Origin of the sequence: Limnohabitans sp. 2KL-3, assembly GCF_001269405.1 — a bacterium.
GTDB lineage: Bacteria > Pseudomonadota > Gammaproteobacteria > Burkholderiales > Burkholderiaceae_C > Limnohabitans_A.
Genome location: NZ_CXON01000012.1, coordinates 1 through 18,300 on the forward strand (window position 1 = coordinate 1; position 18,300 = coordinate 18,300).

Here is an 18,300-nt window from a genome sequence, read left to right on the forward strand (position 1 = left end):
AGAGGGGCTCAAACGAGAACATGAATGGCTTGGTGCGGCAGTACCTGCCCAAGGGCACGGATTTGTCTGTTTACAGCCAAGAAGAACTGGATGCAATTGCAGATGAAATCAACAACCGCCCGCGCAAAGGTTTGGGGGTACGATCACCGCTGTCTGTTTACAGGGAACTGCTCCTGAACAGTCCGCAACACTCCACTCTCATCCACTGAAAAAAGGGTGTTGCACTTCGCTTTTGAATCCGCCCATCGATTGGATGACCTTCAATCGCTCCAGAAACGAGGTTTGCCAGCTTACTGGTAAACCTCTGTCAGCCAACCGAAGTTTCCAGCACCATACTGAGCGATCAATCGGCGCTCCGCCTCAAAGTAATCCTCAGCTTCAAATTTGACACGAAAACTTCGTGCCCCACCGTCTGTGTAGATATCTGCTTCGAACTTTCGCATCTGAATCTCCTTGTTAAGAGTAATCAGTATCAAGAAAAATTATGACATTTTTTGTCCCCATAAAATCCTATCTTGATTGATATAATTTAAATTAATAGAGACAAGAATTATCTCTATTTCAAACTAATATTTTTCATGTCAAAAAATTTTGTGGCATGGAAGTATTTGTTTATTAATATATGTTTATTTTTAATAAAAGGAGAATATTAAGTGATTAAATATAAGTCGCAAGAATTAGTGTTTGTTAGGCTATGCGTAGATGAAAGGTTAGTGCCTCAACTGACCGAAATTCCGTTAGGATTTAGACAAAAAATTTCGAAAGTTAAAGGTGAAACCATCGTTGATGTAGACATGTATTTGACTGTCGATTTCGTACAATGGATACAGGGTATGGGTTCATCTGTCGAAGTGATCCATCCGCCGGAATTCAGAGAGTTGATCAGGCAAGAGCTTGAACAAACCATCCACCAGTACAGACTGGTGTGAGTCAGTTGAAGGTCAACAACTAATTTAAAAGGTCACCGAATGGTCAAGAGCTCATTCCAAGCTGAATTGTTAGAAAAAATTCCCAGAGAACCTGATGCTTACATCACCATGACTGACATGGTGAAACGCATCCACAAGCACTGGGGTAAATCTACGTCGATAGAGAGTAAGCGTCGAAAGCTCAGTAACAACTTAAAGAAACTTGAGGAAATATTTCCGAATTCCTTAGACAAGAGAAAGTTGCCGGGAAATGACAAAGAGTACTATTTTAGATTTAAAAGTAACTCGTCGATTATGCCTGCGATGATGAGCCAAGAGCAAATGATTGCCTTCGGCCTGTTGAGCAAGTTTGGTACAGACTTACTTTCAGATAGAACCCACAGAGCATTGTCCCCTTTTTTTGAAAAAGCAAAAGAAAGTGCGGCTGGTGTGGCCAGGGATGCAGGGTATGGTGTGCGTGCATCAAAAAATTTGGGGCGGCATTGGCTTGAGAAGATCGCAGTAGTTCCTGCGGTGCTGCCCTTTTGCCCTCCTAAGATTGATGAAACCATCAAACAAATTGTGCATCAAGCACTCATTTTGGAGAAAAAATTACATCTGAAGATTGTCCACTCTCCGTCTAATGACATTGAAGATTGCGAAGTTAGTCCTTTAGCGTTGGTACAACAAGGGGTGCGCACGTATTTGATTGGGAAGAAGAAGGGCAAACGCACTGCAGATCGTTTTTTGTTGAAACGAATCTTGGAAGCAAAACAACTCAAGGGTGATCTTGAGGTCCCAGATAATTGGAACTTAGATACATTTCTTAAACAAGGCATTGGACATCCTGTTTTTCCTGTCGAAATTTACGGAAAGCTCGAGAACATCGAACTCAAGATCGATGCAGATTCTCAATGGCTCAAAGAAACCCCTTTGGCAGAAAATCCAATTATTGACAATTGCGAAGACGGTGGCTACATCATGAAAGTCGAGATGCCCATAACAGAGGAGTTGGTTCATTGGCTTCTCAGCATGGCATTCCATGTGAAGGTTATCAAGCCAGACTATCTGATGGCGCGGCTGAAAGATGATCTTAAAAAATCAGCGGCCATGTACAAGTGACTGCAAGGCATAGGGGATGTTTTAAGGTGTTTCGTCGAAACAGGATCATGCTGGTTGATCCTTGAGCGATGTGATGAATTATAAAGTATTTATTTTATTTCTTTCTCTATCAAAATGAAGACTCAGTGGGCGTTGATCATGCCATGCATCAAGGCGTTCTTCAGTAGTCGTCAGTCTCTGAGTACAGTGCCAAGAATTGCTGAGACGGAGCATTTTGAAATCCTAACGGGATTTTTCCCACAAGTCCGTTGACGTTCTTGACCACGGTGATTTCGGTTATTCCCGGGTTAAGAGTGTTTTTGTTATAGATGTCGTCACGGTAGCTGCACAAGATCAAATCCGCAATTTGATCAATGTTTCCCCATGTTCTTAAGTCTTTCATTTTTGGGCGCTTATATGTGCGCGCCTCTAGATCTTTAGGCAGCTCACAAAGTACAAGCATGGGACACTGGCATTCCATGGCCACAAGCTTCAAGTCGTTTGCCAGGCTGCACATATCAGAGGCCATGCTTTGTTCCTTCAATGAGGTGGTGTCTCTCAACAGTTGAAGTGAGTCCAAAACGATAAGACGCAACTGTCCGTATTGCTGCGAGAGCCGGTATAAGTCAGAGCGCAGCCGATCGACGGTAAGGTCAGGAATTTCTTGCAAGTACAAGGAGTTCGGACCTGAATGCTTGACAAAGTCCTTGAGGCGATCTTCATTTTTCTTTTCGTCATTGCTTGCTTTGAGGTTGAGCTCGGCTTGATCCACTGATCTAGTCTTGGTGAGCAAACTTGAGGCCACTTGACCTGCGTCTTTTTCAATCAGGAAAACGGCTACTGGCAATTCATCAGAGAGGGCAACATGTTCTGCGATGTTCATCGCAAAAACGATTTTTTTCGTTGAAGGACGGCCAGCCAATAAGATCAAATTGCCTGCGCAAAGGCCATTGGTCAACATGTCGAGGTCACGGAACCCGGTGCAGATTCCGCGCATCTGATGTCGGTTTTTTTTCATACTGCGTTCGCCTGGAAAGAGGTTTTTAGATCAGTCTATGACTTGCGATGAAAACTATTAGACTTCATGATTCAGATTATTGGGATTTTTTTGAGATAAAAGTTATCTCAAAATTTAAGTAAGCTATGAGCTTCACTCTTGGCGACATCCAAATGACCAATAAAATGAAAACCAGCAAGCAAACGGCCTTGATGGGTGACAATGCAGGTGTGATTCAAAAATGCGCATCACTGGCACTGGGGCTTGCGATTGCTATGCTGAGCTTCACAGTTTCGGCACAAAACAAGGTCGAGCATCTGACTCGTGATTGGCTCGATTTTTCTGATCAAAAATTGGGCGTGCAATTCAAGTATCCGCGCCACTGGAAGGTCTGGACCCAAGGCGACGATATCTTTTTGGATAAGCGGTCTTCGGTGCAGCAAAAGAGGACAAAATATTTCCAACTTGACAGTGTGGATCGCGCTTTCAATGGTCGCATTCATAGCAATGATGGCCTGTACCTACTTCATCTTGCTACGGGAGCAGGGGATTTCGAAGGCGCAAACAATCGGTATTTGGTTTTTAAACGTGAAGGCAAGGGTCTTCGCTTGGCCTACGGACGATTCGACAATCTTTCTGCTGAAAAAATTAAGACTAAGCAATGGTCAGGCTACGCTTCACCCGCTATCTGCAGCACCGAGGATGCCAGTGGGTTTCACGCCTCTGGTGGATTGTGTTACTGGAGTCTGATCAGTGATGGTCATAAATTTGTCTTGGCTGACTCTCAACCTTTGGAGACTGATCGAGAAGAAAAAATTGTTCACATGATTGTGATGAGCATCATTTTCATAAAGCCCAAAGGATGAACTCGTACGCAATTTCTTCTTGATGTCTTGATGGATAGGTATTAACCATTTATGTGATTTGCAATGCTTTTGTTTGCAAATTTCAGCATTGGCATCTGGGAAATTTTTTAAAGACAAAATTCTTCACATAACGTTCATATCCTAACTATCTAGGCAAGGAAATAGTCATGGGTAATGAAGAACAAATTGATGATCTTGAGGTTGGCGTGAATAGCATTGTTCGCGACGATACTTATACAGAGTTGCTTCGGCAGCGTGAGTTGCTCCAGCAGGCCATTGAGGAATCTGAAGCAATGGAATCTGACGGTCATCGTGAGCCGACTTTGGAATTGTTACCTCTTCCGGATTCTTGACAAATGAAACAAAACTCTGCCCCATACAGTCCCATTGCACGAGGCCTGCAAAGGATCAACCTCAACGCTTACAGACAAATAATCACGCACTCTATGCGGATGAAGGACTACGAGGGCGCCATTGACAGTTGGCAACGGGTCATCGCAATGACTGCACAAATCTGGGGTTCACAACACCTCAAGACTGTGGCGGCTCTGTATGAGCTTGGCAACTGTTACTTCAAAAATCATCAACCTAAATTGGCACTGCCCCACTTTGCACGTGCTTATGAAATTGCCTATCAAAATTATCCTGACATGAGCGCCACATTGCAAGAAATTAGGACCCAGATTCACATTGCCCAAATGGTCGCTGACTCCATTGGTCCTGAACCACAGATCAGCGACTGTTTGCTGACCAAGCTGATGAGTGTCAAAACACTTTTGAAGATGGTCACATTGGCTGAAAAAAGTGCTTTGCGTGGCCGCAACCAAGGCGCAGAAAAACTCTTTAGCGCTTGCCTAGCTGGATCACTAAGCCTGCTCGAGAAGGGTGAGTTGGCGGAAAGTAAAAATCTATTTGAAGTTGGATTCCTGCTGATGCAAGCCAATCGTATTAAAGAGGCGCACCAACTGCTGGCCCAAATTGTGCACGCATACCTAAGCACATATGCGGAATGTCCAACCGGTGGAGCACTGCATAACGCGCTCCTCGACTACAGTGAGTGTCTTCAGCAAATGGGCCTAGAACACTCCGCACTGCAAACAACGCGCCTATCTTTTGAAGTCATCAAACTCTGATCTGGGCCCGGTAACTTTCGTAATGTCTTAGGAGATAGGTTTGAACCAGTGATGGGATGGGCTACGCTCTGGTTTGCCAATTTCAGCATTGGCATCTGGAAAATTTTTTCAAGACAAAATTCTTCACATAACGTCCATATCCTAACTATCTAGGCAAGGAGATAGTCATGGGTATTGAAGAAAAAATTGATGATCTTGACGTTGGCGTGAATAGCATTGTTCGCGACGATACTTATACAGAGTTGCTTCGGCAGCGTGAGTTGCTTCAGCAGGCCATTGAGGAATCTGACGCGCTGGAAACTAACGATCGTAATGAGCCGTCCCCGGCAGTGGAACTGTTGGTGGATGAGGAGCTTTCATTCGTCAGCAGTCAAGATCTTGCATGCCAAGATCCAAAATATGTAGCTTGGTTGCGTATTGTGTGTCTGCGAGTTTTGGTATTGACGCCAGCACTGGGAAAGCTCAAAGAACGATTTGGCTACAGCTTGGTGAAGTTGTCGCAGTTTTTGGGAATGTCAAATCTGGATGAGTTTGCGCAGGCTTACCCATTGTTAAAAGTGCAAAAAACACTAGAGCAGCATTTGCTCGAGTGGGAGTCTCGTAATGGAAAGATGTGTCAATTTCCGGAAGTTCTGAATCAAAATCTTGATGCGATAACGTCATTGATCGGCTTGAGTCCGCTTGAGCGGGAAGTGCTCGGGCTGGGCGTATTGATCCACACGGAATCTTGCATGGATTTTTTGGGAGAAGTGATCGGTGGGGATCTGTTGGGTTATGCCGCTGAGCGAATCTTGGCGCCAATGCTGCGACAAAAAAACGAAATCGTAGCTGATGCGCTCAATCGTGAGGCAAAGCTTTATACGACAGGATTGCTCAAAATCGATATGAATGGGCGTTACATGCTGCGCCAACTTGTTGATTTGCTGACCGATTCTTTTGCTTCTCGGATGTTACTTCCACAAAAGGACATCCGCCTATTGCTGGAAGGCTTTGTGAAGCCTGTTTCAGGCGCAGTTCTGTCACCCAAAGACTATGAACATGTTCAACTTGACTTGAAAATTTCACTTGCCGTGCTCCACCATGCGCTTAAAAGCCATGCAGATGGGGTCAATATTCTGATTTATGGCAAACCAGGAACTGGCAAGACTGAATTTGTTCGTATGCTGGCATCGGTACTGAGTGTTCCGATGATCGAAATCAGTCCTAATAATTTGGCAGGTGAGGCCGTTACACCCATGCGGCGTTTGCACAGTTATCGAATAGCGCAGGCTTTTTTCTGTGATCAGCCGACGCTATTGATGTTTGATGAGTGTGCTGAGGTTCTTCAGCAAGTCACATTTGCGTTGAATGAAGACAATGAAGCCAAAGTGCCACGCAAGTCTTGGATCAACAAAATGCTGGAGAGTAACCAGATTCCTACCATTTGGATCACCAACTCGATTGACGGATTTGATCAAGCTTATTTGCGCCGATTTAGTGTGTGCTTTGAAATGCCTACACCGAGTCAGCAGCATCGCCTGAAAATTTTGGACAAAGCTTTTCAAGGTGCTATCAGTGATTCAGTGCGCCTCAAAATTGCTAAGCATAAGGATGTTTTTCCTGCATTGGTTGAGCAGACGGCTGGCATCGTGATGGCAACGGGAGCTTGTCAAACAGAGCGAGAATCGATGGCGATTCACTTGATCAATACTAAGCTCAAGATCAATGGGCTAACACAGATCAATTCACCCACTAGAACTGGCTTTGGAATTGAAGACTTTAAATCCGAATGGATCAACACCGACGTTGACCTTGAAGGTTTGCGTCAAGCTTTGAGTGACGGTGGCAGCGGTCGAATCTGCCTCTATGGACCTCCAGGGACAGGTAAGACCGCTATTGGTCAATGGTTGGCTTGCAAGCTTGATCTTGAGCATATGGTGGTCAAAGCCTCGGAGTTGATCAGTCCGTTTTTGGGTGAAACCGAGCAAAAAATCGCACAGGCCTTCAATCAAGCGCAACAACACGGCGCAATCTTGCAAATGGATGAGGTGGATTCATTTTTGCAAGAACGGCAAAAGGCTGCGCATCAATGGGAGGTCACACAGGTTAACGAAATGTTGACTCAAATGGAGGCTTTCACCGGTATCTTCATCGCATCGACCAATCTTTTTGAAAGTATCGATGAGGCCTCGTTGCGTCGCTTTGATATGGCCATTCAAATTGGCTTTATGAAGCCCCACGCTGCTTGGAGCATGTTTGTGCAGACATGCGAGAAACTCGGAATTAGCGAAGTTGATCCAAGTTTTCGAATGCGTCTTGCTCGCGTGAAAAACTTGACACCAGGTGATTTTGAGCAAGTGTGTCGTCGCAGTAAATTGCAATCAATCACTACAGCTTTGACAGTTCTGCGTTTTCTTGAGACTGCAGTTGGTCTCAAAAAGACGGCTGTAAAAGGTACGATGGGCTTTTTGAATGTTGCATGAGTGGATTGAAATCGCATGTCTCAATTCAGAAAATGCGCTTCTGCATCGCTCTCATGTGTGCAGGTGGGCGAAGAATTACAAAGAATTTTGCACTTTGTTTGCCCAGTCAATCTGGGTAGCAAAGTCTTCGGGACCGTCCAAGATGAGAACGTTCATCGGATGATCAATCAGTACCATCTCAAGCATGTTCTTTTGAGTTTGTTCAGAAACCATCTGACAGATGACATCTAAAACCATCTGTTCGGAACTGTTTGTGCGAACAAGCTTGTCGTGCGAAGCCACTGCGAAAACGCCAGAAAATGGACTCGAATCTTTGTAAGTGGCTGCGCTGATCCATACGGTCGGCTGGCTTCCCCCTCTGTCACGATAGTTGTCCGGTCTCTTGAAGAGACAAATTCAATCCACCGAGGGGGCGGGAAAGATGGAACTCATGCCTGTCTATGGCCCGCAATTCAAAGAACAGATCGTCAAAAAGATGATGCCGCCTCACAACCAAAGCGTTGCCCAAATCAGCCGCGACACCGGTGTGGCCGTGCCGACCTTGTATTCTTGGAAAAAACTCTTTCGCAACCAAGGATTCGTCGTGCCAGCAAAGTCTTCACGCCCAGATGACTGGGATTCCAAAGCCAAGTTGGCCGCCATCATTCAAACGGCCGCTCTGAACGAGGCCCAACGCTCCGAATACTGCCGGCAACACGGCCTGTACCCCGAACAACTGGACGCTTGGAAGGCTGCTTTTGAATCGCTTGAGCCTGATTCAGCGCCTGCCAGCAAGGCCGACTTGGCTCAGCATCGCAAGAAGCTCAAGCAATTGGAAAAAGAGATCCTCAGAAAGGACAAGGCATTGGCCGAAGCGGCCGCCTTGCTGGTGCTGTCAAAAAAAGCCCAGGCCATCTGGGGCACCAAAGAGGAAGACTGATTCCTCTGAAGATGAAACAGATGGCCATCCAATTGATCACCGAGGCGGTGGCCTGTGGCGCACGCAGCCACAAAGCGTGTGGTGTGCTTGGCATCAGCTGCCGCACCTTGCGCCGCTGGAGCGAGCCTGCCCGCGAGCTCAGTGACCGGCGCGGGCAAGTTGCCCGTGGGCGCATCCACCCGCAAGCCCTCACGCCAGAAGAAAAGCAGGCGATTGTGAACGTGTGCAACACCCCTGAACACGCCAGTTTGCCGCCTTCGCAAATCGTGCCCCGCTTGGCGGACCAGGGGCAGTACCTGGCCTCTGAGTCGAGCTTTTACAGGGTGCTCAAAGAGCACGGACAGGTCAACCGCAGAGGCAAAGCGCAGCCGCCCAAGAAAGTGGCCGCGCCCCAAGCGTGGGTGACCTATGGGGCCAATCAAGTTTGGAGCTGGGACATCACGTATTTGCCGAGCACGATCAAAGGGCAGTTCATGCGCCTGTACATGGTGCTGGACGTGTTCAGCCGGATGATTGTGGGCTGGGAGGTGCATTGGCAGGAGTCGGCTGAAAACGCATCGACGTTGATCGGCAAGGCCTGCCTGAGCCAAGGCATCAGGCCAGATCAATTGGCTCTGCACTCGGACAACGGCAGCCCGATGAAGGGGACAACGATGCTGGCGACGCTGCAAAAGCTGGGCGTGGTGCCCTCATTCAGCAGGCCCAGCGTGAGCGATGACAACCCGTACTCGGAGGCCTTGTTTCGCACGCTCAAGTTCACGCCAGCCTATCCGCGAAAGCGGTTTGAGGATTTGGAACAAGCCCGTGCGTGGGTGCACGCATTCGTGACTTGGTACAACACGCAGCATCGGCATAGCGGGATTCAGTTTGTGACGCCTGCGCAAAGGCATGCGGGCCAAGACAACGAGATTTTGCACAAGCGCAAAGCAGTTTACGAAGCGGCCAAGTGCAGCAATCCGGGGCGATGGAAGTCAAGGCAAACGCGCAACTGGGAGCACATCAAAGAGGTGTGGCTGAATCCGCCAAGGGAGAATCTGAAGTTGCCAGAAAAAATGGCGATAGCCGTTTAGAAAAGCGGACAACTTTGTTGACAAACACCGGCTTTCAGAAAGTTGTGTTTGGACGATTCGGATTTGGCGACTCATGGAAATTCCTCGGTGACAAGGCTGATGATGATTTAACTCTAAGGTGGTATTGTGAAAAAAACTGTCTTTATGTACGGCGAAATCATTCACAGAACGAACGTGTCTGTGCCCTCACCGGACACCGAAGGAGGCGATCACCTCGAATTGCAGCGTGGTGACTTCTCTCTCAAGCTGTACTGATCTGCATCGGACGATTACAATTATCAAACTTAGATCCTTGAAACACCTGAATGAATGGAAATAATGACAATCTTTAATGCCAATGATGTCTTGAATATCATTCAGACGCCTACTGGGCGTGCGGGTGTGTGGTTTCTAAACTGGAAAATTAGTGCCAAACCCATGTCACAGCGCCATGATTCGATTTCGACTCAGTTCGCTGGAGCTGGTCTATATGGACTGTGCTTTGATGGACGGCTCATATACATTGGCAGCTACCTCGGTGAGGGCAATGTAACTGGAGTTAACTTTACTGGTGATGTTGTCAGTTCGCGTTGGTGGACTCATATAGGTGCAATTACGGCTCGTGGCAGTAGATTGCACATTGCCCCGCGAAGCCTGATTGACTTATCCCTGCTTCTTGATGAAGAACATGTGCTTGTTGATGGATTTTTGGGATCGCAACGCCAAATTCTTCATACAGATGATGGTAATTTAAGTCCTCTTCGTCGCTTGGTTTTTGCGGCAGGGTTGAGCCAAGAGTTCTTGGCACCTGATGTTATTCCTGAGCAGGTGCTCTCGCGCTTCACATTTGTATACGTCCGTTATGACACCTTGCCCGAAGGGACGGATAGGTTTGGTCTTAAAGTACACATTGAAGCGGCTGAGAAATCACTCATCCGCCAACTCGCTCCAGTTTGTAATTCCACCCATGTTCCTAGAGGAGCAGAATCCATTAATGTCTCATGCGTTGATGTGAAAGTGCTTCTCCAACAAGCCCTTGGTCAAATAGTTTTGCCTAATGAGGTGCTGCCTCAGGTTGATGATGAGGAAGTGCTACTCCATCAAATCCTTGGTCAAATAGAGCTGTCTAATGATGCGCTGCCTCAGGGTGATGCGCTTCCTCAGTGTGCTAATGTGCTCCCACACGATGAGCGTCACCTTCCCACTGACAAGGATGGCAATGTTGAAGTTTTAGCTGCGGATTGGGACCGTATTTTTTGGACACGACTGCCTCCTGATCCACATCCCTCTAGGGCAATAGTAGATAGTCTTTGCGGTTTGGCCATTCGAAGTTGTGTGCAGACTTACTACACTGGCACAAATGGTGCTGACCTCCGATTCAAGGCGCCAACACAGTCAGGTCGATTGCGTGTTTTCATGACGATTACCTGGCGAAATCGTAACCAGATTATTATTGTGAGAAGCCTTTGTCCAACAATTGAAGCACAGAGTTATTTGGTGCAGTTAGCAGAGCAAGAATCAATTGTCAACACCGTGCCGCCAGAACCTCTTTTAAGCGAGTTGAAATTAACTGCAGATATTGGTCGCTTGATTGGTTTGCGTCAAGTCTTCCTCCACGCCTTGAAAGAGGCTTATCAGCTTCCATGATCTAGTATATTGGAATATTTAGACTATCTTATTTTAATATTCTCTTGTTGAAATTATTTTTGCATTGCGATGGTCTTTGTGGTATTCTGAAATATGTCGTGTTATTTTTTTGTTAAATTGAATTTTTAGAGGTTATCGAATGAATTTAACAACATTGGTAGACGTTCTAAATACAGTGAAAAATCACAACACTGGATTCGGGGACCTAAATCCGGCTTATTGGGATCCAGGCTTGTTCACTCAGGAATTCCATCGATCGCTGGTTCGGTTTCACTGGTCAGCGGCCAAGTTTGTTCCTGTCGAATGTTTAGATGATGACCTTTACGCTGAAATAGTTCTTAAAGATTCTCATTCGCTCCAGGTTGTGCCGGTAAACCGTTTAAATATTATTCTGAGGCAGGTCTTTAATTTAGAGTCAGATAGAGTATACGAACTACTAGCCCTGACTCCCGCTGAATATCTAGAATATGAAACCTGTTTGGCAGCTATTCAGAAAGCCGAATATGACATCAACGAGGTGTTGCAACTGATTCCAGATCAGTTTAGAACACGAGAGCTTTGCATTGCATTTATCAAGGTTAGCGACTCTTATTTAGAAGATCTGCCACCTGATCTTCAGTTCGACAACATGTGCATTGAGATGGCCCTGAGAGGATGCGCATCGATTAATAAGGTGCCCGAAGGTCTTCGAACGCAGGAGATCTATGAACGTGCGTACTTCGATAGTTTAGAGGAGATCCCTGAATCTCATCGAAGCAATTCTCTGTGCATGAAAGCGGTGACTTGGGATGGTAGTGACCTTCGCTTTGTGCCAGACCATTGTCTATCTGATGCTGTAGTGCTCCAGGCTGTGACAACTACAGGAATAGCATTGGAGTTCGTAGATGAAAGATGGCTTAACAAAGGTGTCATCGCTGCAGCGTTACGCTCTGATCCCGTTGCAACAGCATGGGTTCCTCAGTCTTTACGTGATACATCAGAATTTAGGGAGGCTGCAAGTCAACTGATTGGTCAGATCACGCGTATTCCGCATGAGAGGTTGAACCATACTTATGTTATTGATATTGTTGCAGCTGAAGGTAGACTTCTAATTGAACTTCCATTGCATTTTCACACAGCCGAAATCTGTGATTTAGCATTTAGTAACCATCAGCTTTTACTCTCAAAGTTTCCTGAGGAAATGAAAAGCCGCGAAGCATGTCTTGCTTCTGTTAGACATTCTTGGCGGAGTCTGCGTAGAGTGCCTAAGAACTATCTCTTTGACTGCAATCTCCCCGATGTCTGTGAAACAGCAATACGTAAAGGCCCTTTTGCATTCAAGTATGTTCCAAAAAATCACCCAAAATATGTTGAACTTCAAAAGCTTGCGATCCAAATCGCCATTGATTGTGGCATTGATCTTGAAATTATTGAAATGGAACTACGCTGATTTTTACTAGTTAGATCTCAGCTGTAATTTCCTATGTGATTAATCAATTTTATTCACCTCAAACGTTAAAGGTGTAGTGCTTAAATTTTAATGCACCGAATTCCTGAATTAGCTAATTAAAAAAATTCAAAACAATTGAACCCCATCTGTATCAAAATTCTCGTTAAAAAATGATAAACCATAATTTTTCAAAACTTTTGGATCTTACTTCTCAAGATGAAGTTGAGCCTGTTATTCAGGAAATATTCAATGAAGCTAAAATAAAAATTCCAGATGTCATTAATAAATTAAATTACACATTAAGAGATGCTCCATATTCAGGTAAAAAAACATATTTTAATTTTTTCGAAAGTATTTTAGATAATAGTGCATCTGGTGCTAATTCGATGCCAACTTTGTATGCGGATCGTCCCGAGCTTATTCTGCCTTATCTACTAATAACTTCATCAATATTCGCAATTCCCTTGATAGTAATTGATATTTCAAATATGAGGCAGATTGAAAAAACTAATCAATACGCTGATTTTGGTATTCCTATACATGTCTTTGAAAATCTGGAATGTATTGAAGTAACTGAGGATGTGTGGCAACAGGATCTTCGAAATGACCACTTTGATTTGCCGAGAGATCGAAGGTATGGATCTATCAAAAAATCAGTGCTTTTGAATATCTTGGAAAAAATATCACCCAATCCTGATCTCATGCCACATATAAAGCAAAATGAAAAATATGATGAATTTTTTCATGATACGTTGACACTAAGAAAAAGATTTAACAACTTTTTGTATATTCATAGTTCAGGACTAGAGACTGATAAGTTGCGCTTTTTCATTGAAGGGATGCTGAAACATCGGAGTTTAAGTATGGGACTAAAAATTCCAGAAAATTCCAAAATTGTTACCAATTTCAAAAAAAGGCATAACTACTACTCAGGTATAGCTATAAGAATATAATTGCCTTGTTCCTAGTTTTTTTATGAAATGGCGAGATGAATGCTGGCTTAAACGCTTTAAATAGCGTCGGTAGACCTGGCTGGGACACACATGATAGTCAGGCTCACATATGCGAAAACACGTTTGAGGTAATCGTCGCGTGAGATGCGTTCCCTTTTTTTGTGTGATTGGTTGTGTTTCTTAGCTTTCAAAAATTAGCCAGAGTTCGCAAAGGAGATCGGCCGAACCTTATGGGGGACGTTCGTATTGAGATAACAGGTCCATTAAGCACTGAAATCTGTGCCGACCTTAGCGAATTTTTTCCGTTTGTTGCTTCGCTTGCTGATTTCTTGCGTGTGACTGTATGGGCACGGGCACGGGACAAGTAAATGTTTCTTCATGGCTTGGCCCGCACGGTGATTTTTTTGTTCAGGAGGATGCAGTCACCGAAATGCTCGTGATCACATCACCGGCGAAGCCGACAATTCCTTCGTAATGGCCTACCAATTCGATCTCCAAGGTCGAGTCTTCGGTTAGGGGGATTCCTTCAATAGTGCCGTTGACAATCGCCATCAATCTACCGTCTTCTTTTCGTTCAAAACATTGATCAAGATCGAATACTTCGAATGCGCCAGAAAACGGTAAAGATTCCTGAAATTTTGCCTCTGAAAATATCAACACCTGCGCGTCGCTTACGGTTTTATGGCCGGTGGTTTGGATAGTTTTTTTCATGGGATGGGTTCCTTCTGTTGCGGTGATGTACGGTTTTTCAATGCCAATAAATTGCTCGCCGATCTGCATTGATGCATATTCTTCGCTTTTCTTACCAATGAAGTCTTGCACGCTCTTCATCAAGACATTGACCAAGATAGTGCCTGCTTGCTCACAAGTAAATGGTTCAAGGTGTTCGCCGATGGATATTTCTCCATTGATCAATGGTTTATAGGTTCGGATCAGAAGGGATTCGGCTTCCTTCACCAAGTCACGGATACCATCCTTGTTGAGTTGTTGAAGTGCAGCGTTGTCGCCCACCTCAATTCGGGCATAGACAAAGCTGATGCGTTTGAGCATAGCAATGGGATCTGCTTTACAAAAGTCAGCCCAGTTTTGCGCAGCAAAATTCAGGCGGTTGAATGACCCTTGGCATCCTGCATCTTTGTGTTTGAGCACTGACCCGTTGACCAGTGCTGTCACCATGGGGTGGTCATTTGAATGTGCATTTACAAGCTGCGTGATGGTGCTCGCAGTGGTGCTCAGCAAGTTGCAGCGCCCTGTGATGCTGCCCACGTGCCGTGTCCATCGGCCTGGGATGATGTCGCCCGATTGCCATACGGGAAGTTGCGTTCCTTTGTCGCTTCCAGCAAAAGAGCCTGCGTAAATGACCAGTCCATCAAAGCACATGGCGTAAAGACCCGCGCCCATGAATGCGCTGGGATCGCCCGGCCGGTTCTTTCTAGCCACGGCACTGATGCGCCAATTCCAAAAAGGTACACCGGCACGTCCTTGGTCCAAGACATGCACAGTCATGATGTCGGATGCTGAGAATTGAGAAATATTGATCATTTGACTATTCCTTGTCTGGTTGTTCAAAACTGGATCACTGACTACATTGGAATGCGTCATGTCGAGTTCGTGAGGTTTGTTTTGAGACTCAAGCTTAATAAAATATAAGGAATAAAAATGTCACTATTTACATGCGCAAACATCCTGTATCATTCTCTCGGTAAGTCCTATTTGTCCACTTGGATCAACATGACTACTGTGAAGAGATATGCAATGTTCATGATGTGAGGGACGTTTGAGCAGCATTGCGCTTGACTGTTCCTGCGCAAAGTCGACCCGTTCCGGGCTCCAGATAAAAACTTCCCTCATGATCGCATGGCCCGTGACTCGGACCCCATTCCCAGATGCGACCATCAGCGGCGATGACAGTGTGTTTGATGACGTCCCATTCCAAGTGTTGGAGCACATGATTTTGGATGGTAGACCGTCGATTCAACTGCGCCATGATTTCTGAGTAGACATCATTCCAAGAGCAACCAACGCGGGAATGCAGAAAGCGCCACAAGGGCCTCAAATTTTCATTAAACATTTTCAACTTGTAGCCCAGTTGCCGAGAGCGCATGGGTAATTTTTTTCCTGAAAATTCATCGCAAACATCACCGTTTTCGTCCAATTTGAAGTGTTTGGCTTTGCGGTACGCGTTGCGTTTCTCATTCAAATCGCGCGTGGTTGTCCGAGCTTGGTAATGCGCGACACGCCCCCGTTCGACAATTACTTTTTGCATATCGTTGCGCATGACACCATCCTTTCTTGAATTGATAGGATGATCCTTGCATATTGAGACAAATATTGTCTTAATGGATGGACGTCAAGCGGTGATCGTCGCTTAGAACCAAAGGGAGGAGAAGTAGATTTTTTCCAACGTAAGAGGTTCTATATGAGTAAGTCAAAGTTTACCGACAGCCAGATCATGGATGGGGTCAAACGGATCGAAGCGGGCTTTGATGTGCCTGACATTTGCCGGGAGCTGAGCATCAGCAAAACGTGGGTGACTGCGGCGATTGCAGGACTAAATTTTGTGTGCATCAAATTAAACCTCAATACTTCCCAGTCATCTTCAGTGATCAATATTGACCATACCAGCAGGCATACAAGACCTTTTGGCGTGTCGGGAAGTCGGTGAATTAAGAGGCAGTTCAAAAAAAACCAGCACTCACGCTGGTTTTTTCACATCTGCGTCATTAAAAATTAGATCACGAACTGTGCCCGGTCTTTACCGTCAATCCACTTTGGTGCTTTGCCACGGCCAGTCCATGTTTTACCAGTAGCTGCATCTCGATACTTGGGGGCAACTGGATTCTTTGTCGCGCCAGAAGCTTTGGGGCCACGCTTGGCAAAGCCAAATATATCTTCTGCTGTCAAGCCGTGTTCAGCGACCAATGCTTTGACTTTTCCAATAGCGTCAGCAAGTTCTGTTTGCCGAGTTTGTGCGATTTGAGCATCAAGGGCTTCGCGTTGCTTGATCAGTTCTGCAAGTGTCGACATCATAATTCCAGTAATAGTAAAAATTGAAAATGTATTCTATCCGATACGATAGTAAGTATGACCTGCAAATATCTGCTTTTGGGCTGCACATTCGATTATTTGGGCATCCGCTTTGGGTCGGTTACTGCCGGTGAATTGCCGCGTTGCAACAACCGCTAACAGCCTCTTCCGGACGTTCATTGGATGCCAGCAAAAACTTCATTGATGAAAAGACCGGGGAAAGTGTGATCAATTTTTTGAAGCAAATCTCTGAGGCTAATTTAGGGGAACGCAGGGGAGGGTGTTTCGGCCAATCCTATTTGACCAGCACTACCGACCCCTGATGGCCAGTCCAGATTCCCCCACGCGTGGCCACCCTAAATTCTCTCAGGCAGCGCTTCCAGATTATGACCCTTCAGCTTGGACGGCCAAGCGTGCCGCCTCCTCCTTGAGCCTGTAGCTATTGCCGTCAAAAGTGGCCATACTAATGCCGACTTCACGGTAAATATCGGGAACGGTGAACCTGCCCCTGTTGAACGTACCTCTTAGCCATTCGATTATGCTGCCTTCTTTTGCTGTGCCGCGTGCCAGCTTTTCTCAAACTGCATCGGACTGACGTAGCCCAGGGTCGAATGAAGTCTGCGGTGGTTGTAGAACGTCATCCAGTCCATAACCTCGTCCATGGCCTGCCTGCGGGTTTCGAATTTCCTGCCGTACAAGCGACCCACTTTCAGGCGTCCCCAGAAGCTCTCCGTGGGCGCGTTATCCCAGCAGTCGCCCTTGCGGCTCATCGAGCTTTTCATCTTGTAGCCCGCCAGCGCCGCCTGGAATTCGTGGCCACAGTATTGGCTGCCACGGTCCGAGTGAAAGATCACGCCCGCCTCTGGTGCACGCCTGAACCACGCCATGCGCAGCGCATCCGTCACCAGTGAGCTTTGCATGTGCGGCTGCATGCTCCAGCCCACCACCTGGCGGCTGAACAGGTCAAGTACCACGGCCAGATACAGCCAGCCCTCGTCGGTGGCAATGTAGGTGATGTCCCCCCGTCCACACCAGGTTGGGCGCACTGGCCGTGAAGTCGCGTTGCAGCAGATTGGGCTCAATGGGCAGACTGTGCTTGCTGTCGGTAGTCACGACAAACTTCCTCTTGCCCCTGGCCTGGATGCCGTTGTTCTTCATCGTCCGACGAACGCGCTCCTTGCCCACCCGGATGCCCCGCGCCAGCAGCTCCTTCCACATCTTGGGCCAGCCGTACTCCTGCTTGACCTCGGCGTGGATGGCCCGAATATGGGACAACAGCGCCTCGTTGCTGATGCGCTGGCCAGTACCCGCAATGGAAGGCTTGTCAGTGCCCTGGCGGCGAAGGTGCTCAAAGTAGCCACTGGTGCTCACGCCCAGTGCGTCGCATGCCAGCGAAACCGGCCACCGCGCTTTTTGGCTCGCTATCCAGGCGTACTTCACGTTGACTCCCTTGCGAAGTACGCCGTCGCTTTTTTTAAGATGTCGCGCTCCATCTTGACCCGGGCCAGTTCGGCGCGCAGCCGCGCCAGCTCCATCTGATCTGGACTCACCGGCTTGTCCCCAGCCCCCTTGAGCTGGCCTTTGCCATCCAAGCGCACCCAGTTCTCCAGCGTCTGCTTGGGGATGCCCAGTATCTTGGCCGTCACGGCGGCCACCTGACCACCTTTGACCAGTCGCACGGCCTCCAGCTTGAATTCCACCGTGTACCGCGCCCGTCGTTTCGTTTCGCTCATTTCTCACTCCTGTTACTGATTTTTACCCATCAGCTAAGGAGTACGTTTTTCGGGGGCAACCTCAGTATTTCAGCAG

Annotated in this window: 16 protein-coding genes and 2 pseudogenes; 12 read left to right on the forward strand and 6 right to left on the reverse strand. The window is 46.7% G+C overall.

The genetic code is table 11. The features are described 5' to 3' along the window. Window positions 1–209, forward strand: a 209-nt coding sequence (locus AMM41_RS14305; RefSeq protein WP_194944795.1) for an IS30 family transposase, incomplete at its 5' end; no start/stop codon positions are given. 81 nt (window positions 210–290) lie between these two features. On the opposite strand, the gene AMM41_RS14310 is transcribed toward AMM41_RS14305, so the two are convergent. Further along, entirely contained in the window at window positions 291–443 is a 153-nt protein-coding gene (locus AMM41_RS14310; RefSeq protein WP_194944796.1) for a hypothetical protein, read from the reverse strand. Window positions 444–680: 237 nt separating this feature from the next. Between AMM41_RS14310 and AMM41_RS14315 the strand changes: the two genes are divergently transcribed. Continuing rightward, window positions 681–929 (forward strand): WCX domain-containing protein, encoded by a 249-nt coding sequence (locus AMM41_RS14315; protein WP_255350447.1) that lies wholly within the window; start codon window positions 681–683, stop codon window positions 927–929. A 39-nt stretch (window positions 930–968) separates the two neighbouring features. After that, window positions 969–2,030, forward strand: a complete 1,062-nt coding sequence (locus AMM41_RS14320) for a helix-turn-helix transcriptional regulator (RefSeq protein WP_089960129.1) — start codon at window positions 969–971, stop codon at window positions 2,028–2,030. A gap of 160 nt (window positions 2,031–2,190) precedes the next feature. Here the strand turns inward: AMM41_RS14320 and AMM41_RS14325 are convergent, their stop codons facing one another. Further along, window positions 2,191–3,027: a DnaB-like helicase C-terminal domain-containing protein gene (locus tag AMM41_RS14325; protein WP_089960131.1), complete on the reverse strand. Its 837-nt coding sequence runs from the start codon at window positions 3,025–3,027 to the stop codon at window positions 2,191–2,193. A gap of 125 nt (window positions 3,028–3,152) precedes the next feature. On the opposite strand from AMM41_RS14325, the gene AMM41_RS14330 reads away from it, so the two are divergent. From AMM41_RS14330 to AMM41_RS21960, 8 genes are all read left to right on the forward strand, one after another. Next, window positions 3,153–3,872, forward strand: coding sequence for a hypothetical protein (locus AMM41_RS14330; protein WP_089960134.1), 720 nt, complete (start codon window positions 3,153–3,155; stop codon window positions 3,870–3,872). A gap of 167 nt (window positions 3,873–4,039) precedes the next feature. After that, window positions 4,040–4,225, forward strand: coding sequence for a hypothetical protein (locus tag AMM41_RS21945; RefSeq protein WP_194944798.1), 186 nt, complete (start codon window positions 4,040–4,042; stop codon window positions 4,223–4,225). A 3-nt stretch (window positions 4,226–4,228) separates the two neighbouring features. Continuing rightward, on the forward strand, window positions 4,229–5,005 hold the full coding sequence (locus AMM41_RS14335; RefSeq protein WP_089960138.1) for a tetratricopeptide repeat protein: 777 nt from the start codon (window positions 4,229–4,231) through the stop codon (window positions 5,003–5,005). A 167-nt stretch (window positions 5,006–5,172) separates the two neighbouring features. Then, on the forward strand, window positions 5,173–7,467 hold the full coding sequence (locus AMM41_RS14340) for an AAA family ATPase (protein WP_089960143.1): 2,295 nt from the start codon (window positions 5,173–5,175) through the stop codon (window positions 7,465–7,467). Between the two features lie 430 nt (window positions 7,468–7,897). After that, window positions 7,898–9,456, forward strand: a protein-coding gene (locus AMM41_RS14350) for an IS3 family transposase (RefSeq protein ID WP_228769298.1) whose coding sequence is annotated in 2 segments (ribosomal slippage) — window positions 7,898–8,351 and window positions 8,351–9,456 — 1,560 coding nt in all. Because the reading frame shifts where the segments join, the coding sequence is not laid out codon by codon here. Between the two features lie 309 nt (window positions 9,457–9,765). Continuing rightward, window positions 9,766–11,082, forward strand: coding sequence for a hypothetical protein (locus AMM41_RS21950; protein WP_228769289.1), 1,317 nt, complete (start codon window positions 9,766–9,768; stop codon window positions 11,080–11,082). A gap of 139 nt (window positions 11,083–11,221) precedes the next feature. Further along, entirely contained in the window at window positions 11,222–12,511 is a 1,290-nt protein-coding gene (locus AMM41_RS21955; protein WP_194944800.1) for a DUF4116 domain-containing protein, read from the forward strand. A 197-nt stretch (window positions 12,512–12,708) separates the two neighbouring features. After that, window positions 12,709–13,464, forward strand: coding sequence for a hypothetical protein (locus tag AMM41_RS21960; RefSeq protein ID WP_194944801.1), 756 nt, complete (start codon window positions 12,709–12,711; stop codon window positions 13,462–13,464). A 408-nt stretch (window positions 13,465–13,872) separates the two neighbouring features. On the opposite strand, the gene AMM41_RS14355 is transcribed toward AMM41_RS21960, so the two are convergent. Then, window positions 13,873–15,006: a hypothetical protein gene (locus tag AMM41_RS14355; RefSeq protein ID WP_089960150.1), complete on the reverse strand. Its 1,134-nt coding sequence runs from the start codon at window positions 15,004–15,006 to the stop codon at window positions 13,873–13,875. A 217-nt stretch (window positions 15,007–15,223) separates the two neighbouring features. Continuing rightward, window positions 15,224–15,742: a hypothetical protein gene (locus AMM41_RS14360; RefSeq protein ID WP_089960153.1), complete on the reverse strand. Its 519-nt coding sequence runs from the start codon at window positions 15,740–15,742 to the stop codon at window positions 15,224–15,226. 141 nt (window positions 15,743–15,883) lie between these two features. Here AMM41_RS14360 and AMM41_RS22475 point away from each other — a divergent pair. After that, window positions 15,884–15,985, forward strand: a pseudogene (locus tag AMM41_RS22475) (transposase); the annotation flags it as partial. A 209-nt stretch (window positions 15,986–16,194) separates the two neighbouring features. Here the strand turns inward: AMM41_RS22475 and AMM41_RS14370 are convergent. Together AMM41_RS14370 and AMM41_RS14375 are read right to left on the reverse strand one after the other, a co-directional pair. Continuing rightward, window positions 16,195–16,491, reverse strand: coding sequence for an H-NS histone family protein (locus AMM41_RS14370; RefSeq protein WP_089960524.1), 297 nt, complete (start codon window positions 16,489–16,491; stop codon window positions 16,195–16,197). A gap of 536 nt (window positions 16,492–17,027) precedes the next feature. Then, window positions 17,028–18,224 (reverse strand): annotated as a pseudogene (locus tag AMM41_RS14375) (IS3 family transposase). Between the last annotated feature and the right edge of the window lie 76 nt (window positions 18,225–18,300).

What these genes read in the sequence shown, in the direction of transcription:
- AMM41_RS14310 (WP_194944796.1), bottom strand. Translation starts at nt 443, where the DNA reads ATGCGAAAGTTCGAAGCAGATATCTACACAGACGGTGGGGCACGAAGT.
- AMM41_RS14360 (WP_089960153.1), bottom strand. Translation starts at nt 15,742, where the DNA reads ATGCGCAACGATATGCAAAAAGTAATTGTCGAACGGGGGCGTGTCGCG.
- AMM41_RS14370 (WP_089960524.1), bottom strand. Translation starts at nt 16,491, where the DNA reads ATGTCGACACTTGCAGAACTGATCAAGCAACGCGAAGCCCTTGATGCT.
- AMM41_RS21945 (WP_194944798.1), top strand. Translation starts at nt 4,040, where the DNA reads ATGGGTAATGAAGAACAAATTGATGATCTTGAGGTTGGCGTGAATAGC.
- AMM41_RS14320 (WP_089960129.1), top strand. Translation starts at nt 969, where the DNA reads ATGGTCAAGAGCTCATTCCAAGCTGAATTGTTAGAAAAAATTCCCAGA.
- AMM41_RS14330 (WP_089960134.1), top strand. Translation starts at nt 3,153, where the DNA reads ATGAGCTTCACTCTTGGCGACATCCAAATGACCAATAAAATGAAAACC.
- AMM41_RS21950 (WP_228769289.1), top strand. Translation starts at nt 9,766, where the DNA reads ATGGAAATAATGACAATCTTTAATGCCAATGATGTCTTGAATATCATT.
- AMM41_RS14340 (WP_089960143.1), top strand. Translation starts at nt 5,173, where the DNA reads ATGGGTATTGAAGAAAAAATTGATGATCTTGACGTTGGCGTGAATAGC.
- AMM41_RS14355 (WP_089960150.1), bottom strand. Translation starts at nt 15,006, where the DNA reads ATGATCAATATTTCTCAATTCTCAGCATCCGACATCATGACTGTGCAT.
- AMM41_RS14335 (WP_089960138.1), top strand. Translation starts at nt 4,229, where the DNA reads ATGAAACAAAACTCTGCCCCATACAGTCCCATTGCACGAGGCCTGCAA.
- AMM41_RS14325 (WP_089960131.1), bottom strand. Translation starts at nt 3,027, where the DNA reads ATGAAAAAAAACCGACATCAGATGCGCGGAATCTGCACCGGGTTCCGT.
- AMM41_RS21955 (WP_194944800.1), top strand. Translation starts at nt 11,222, where the DNA reads ATGAATTTAACAACATTGGTAGACGTTCTAAATACAGTGAAAAATCAC.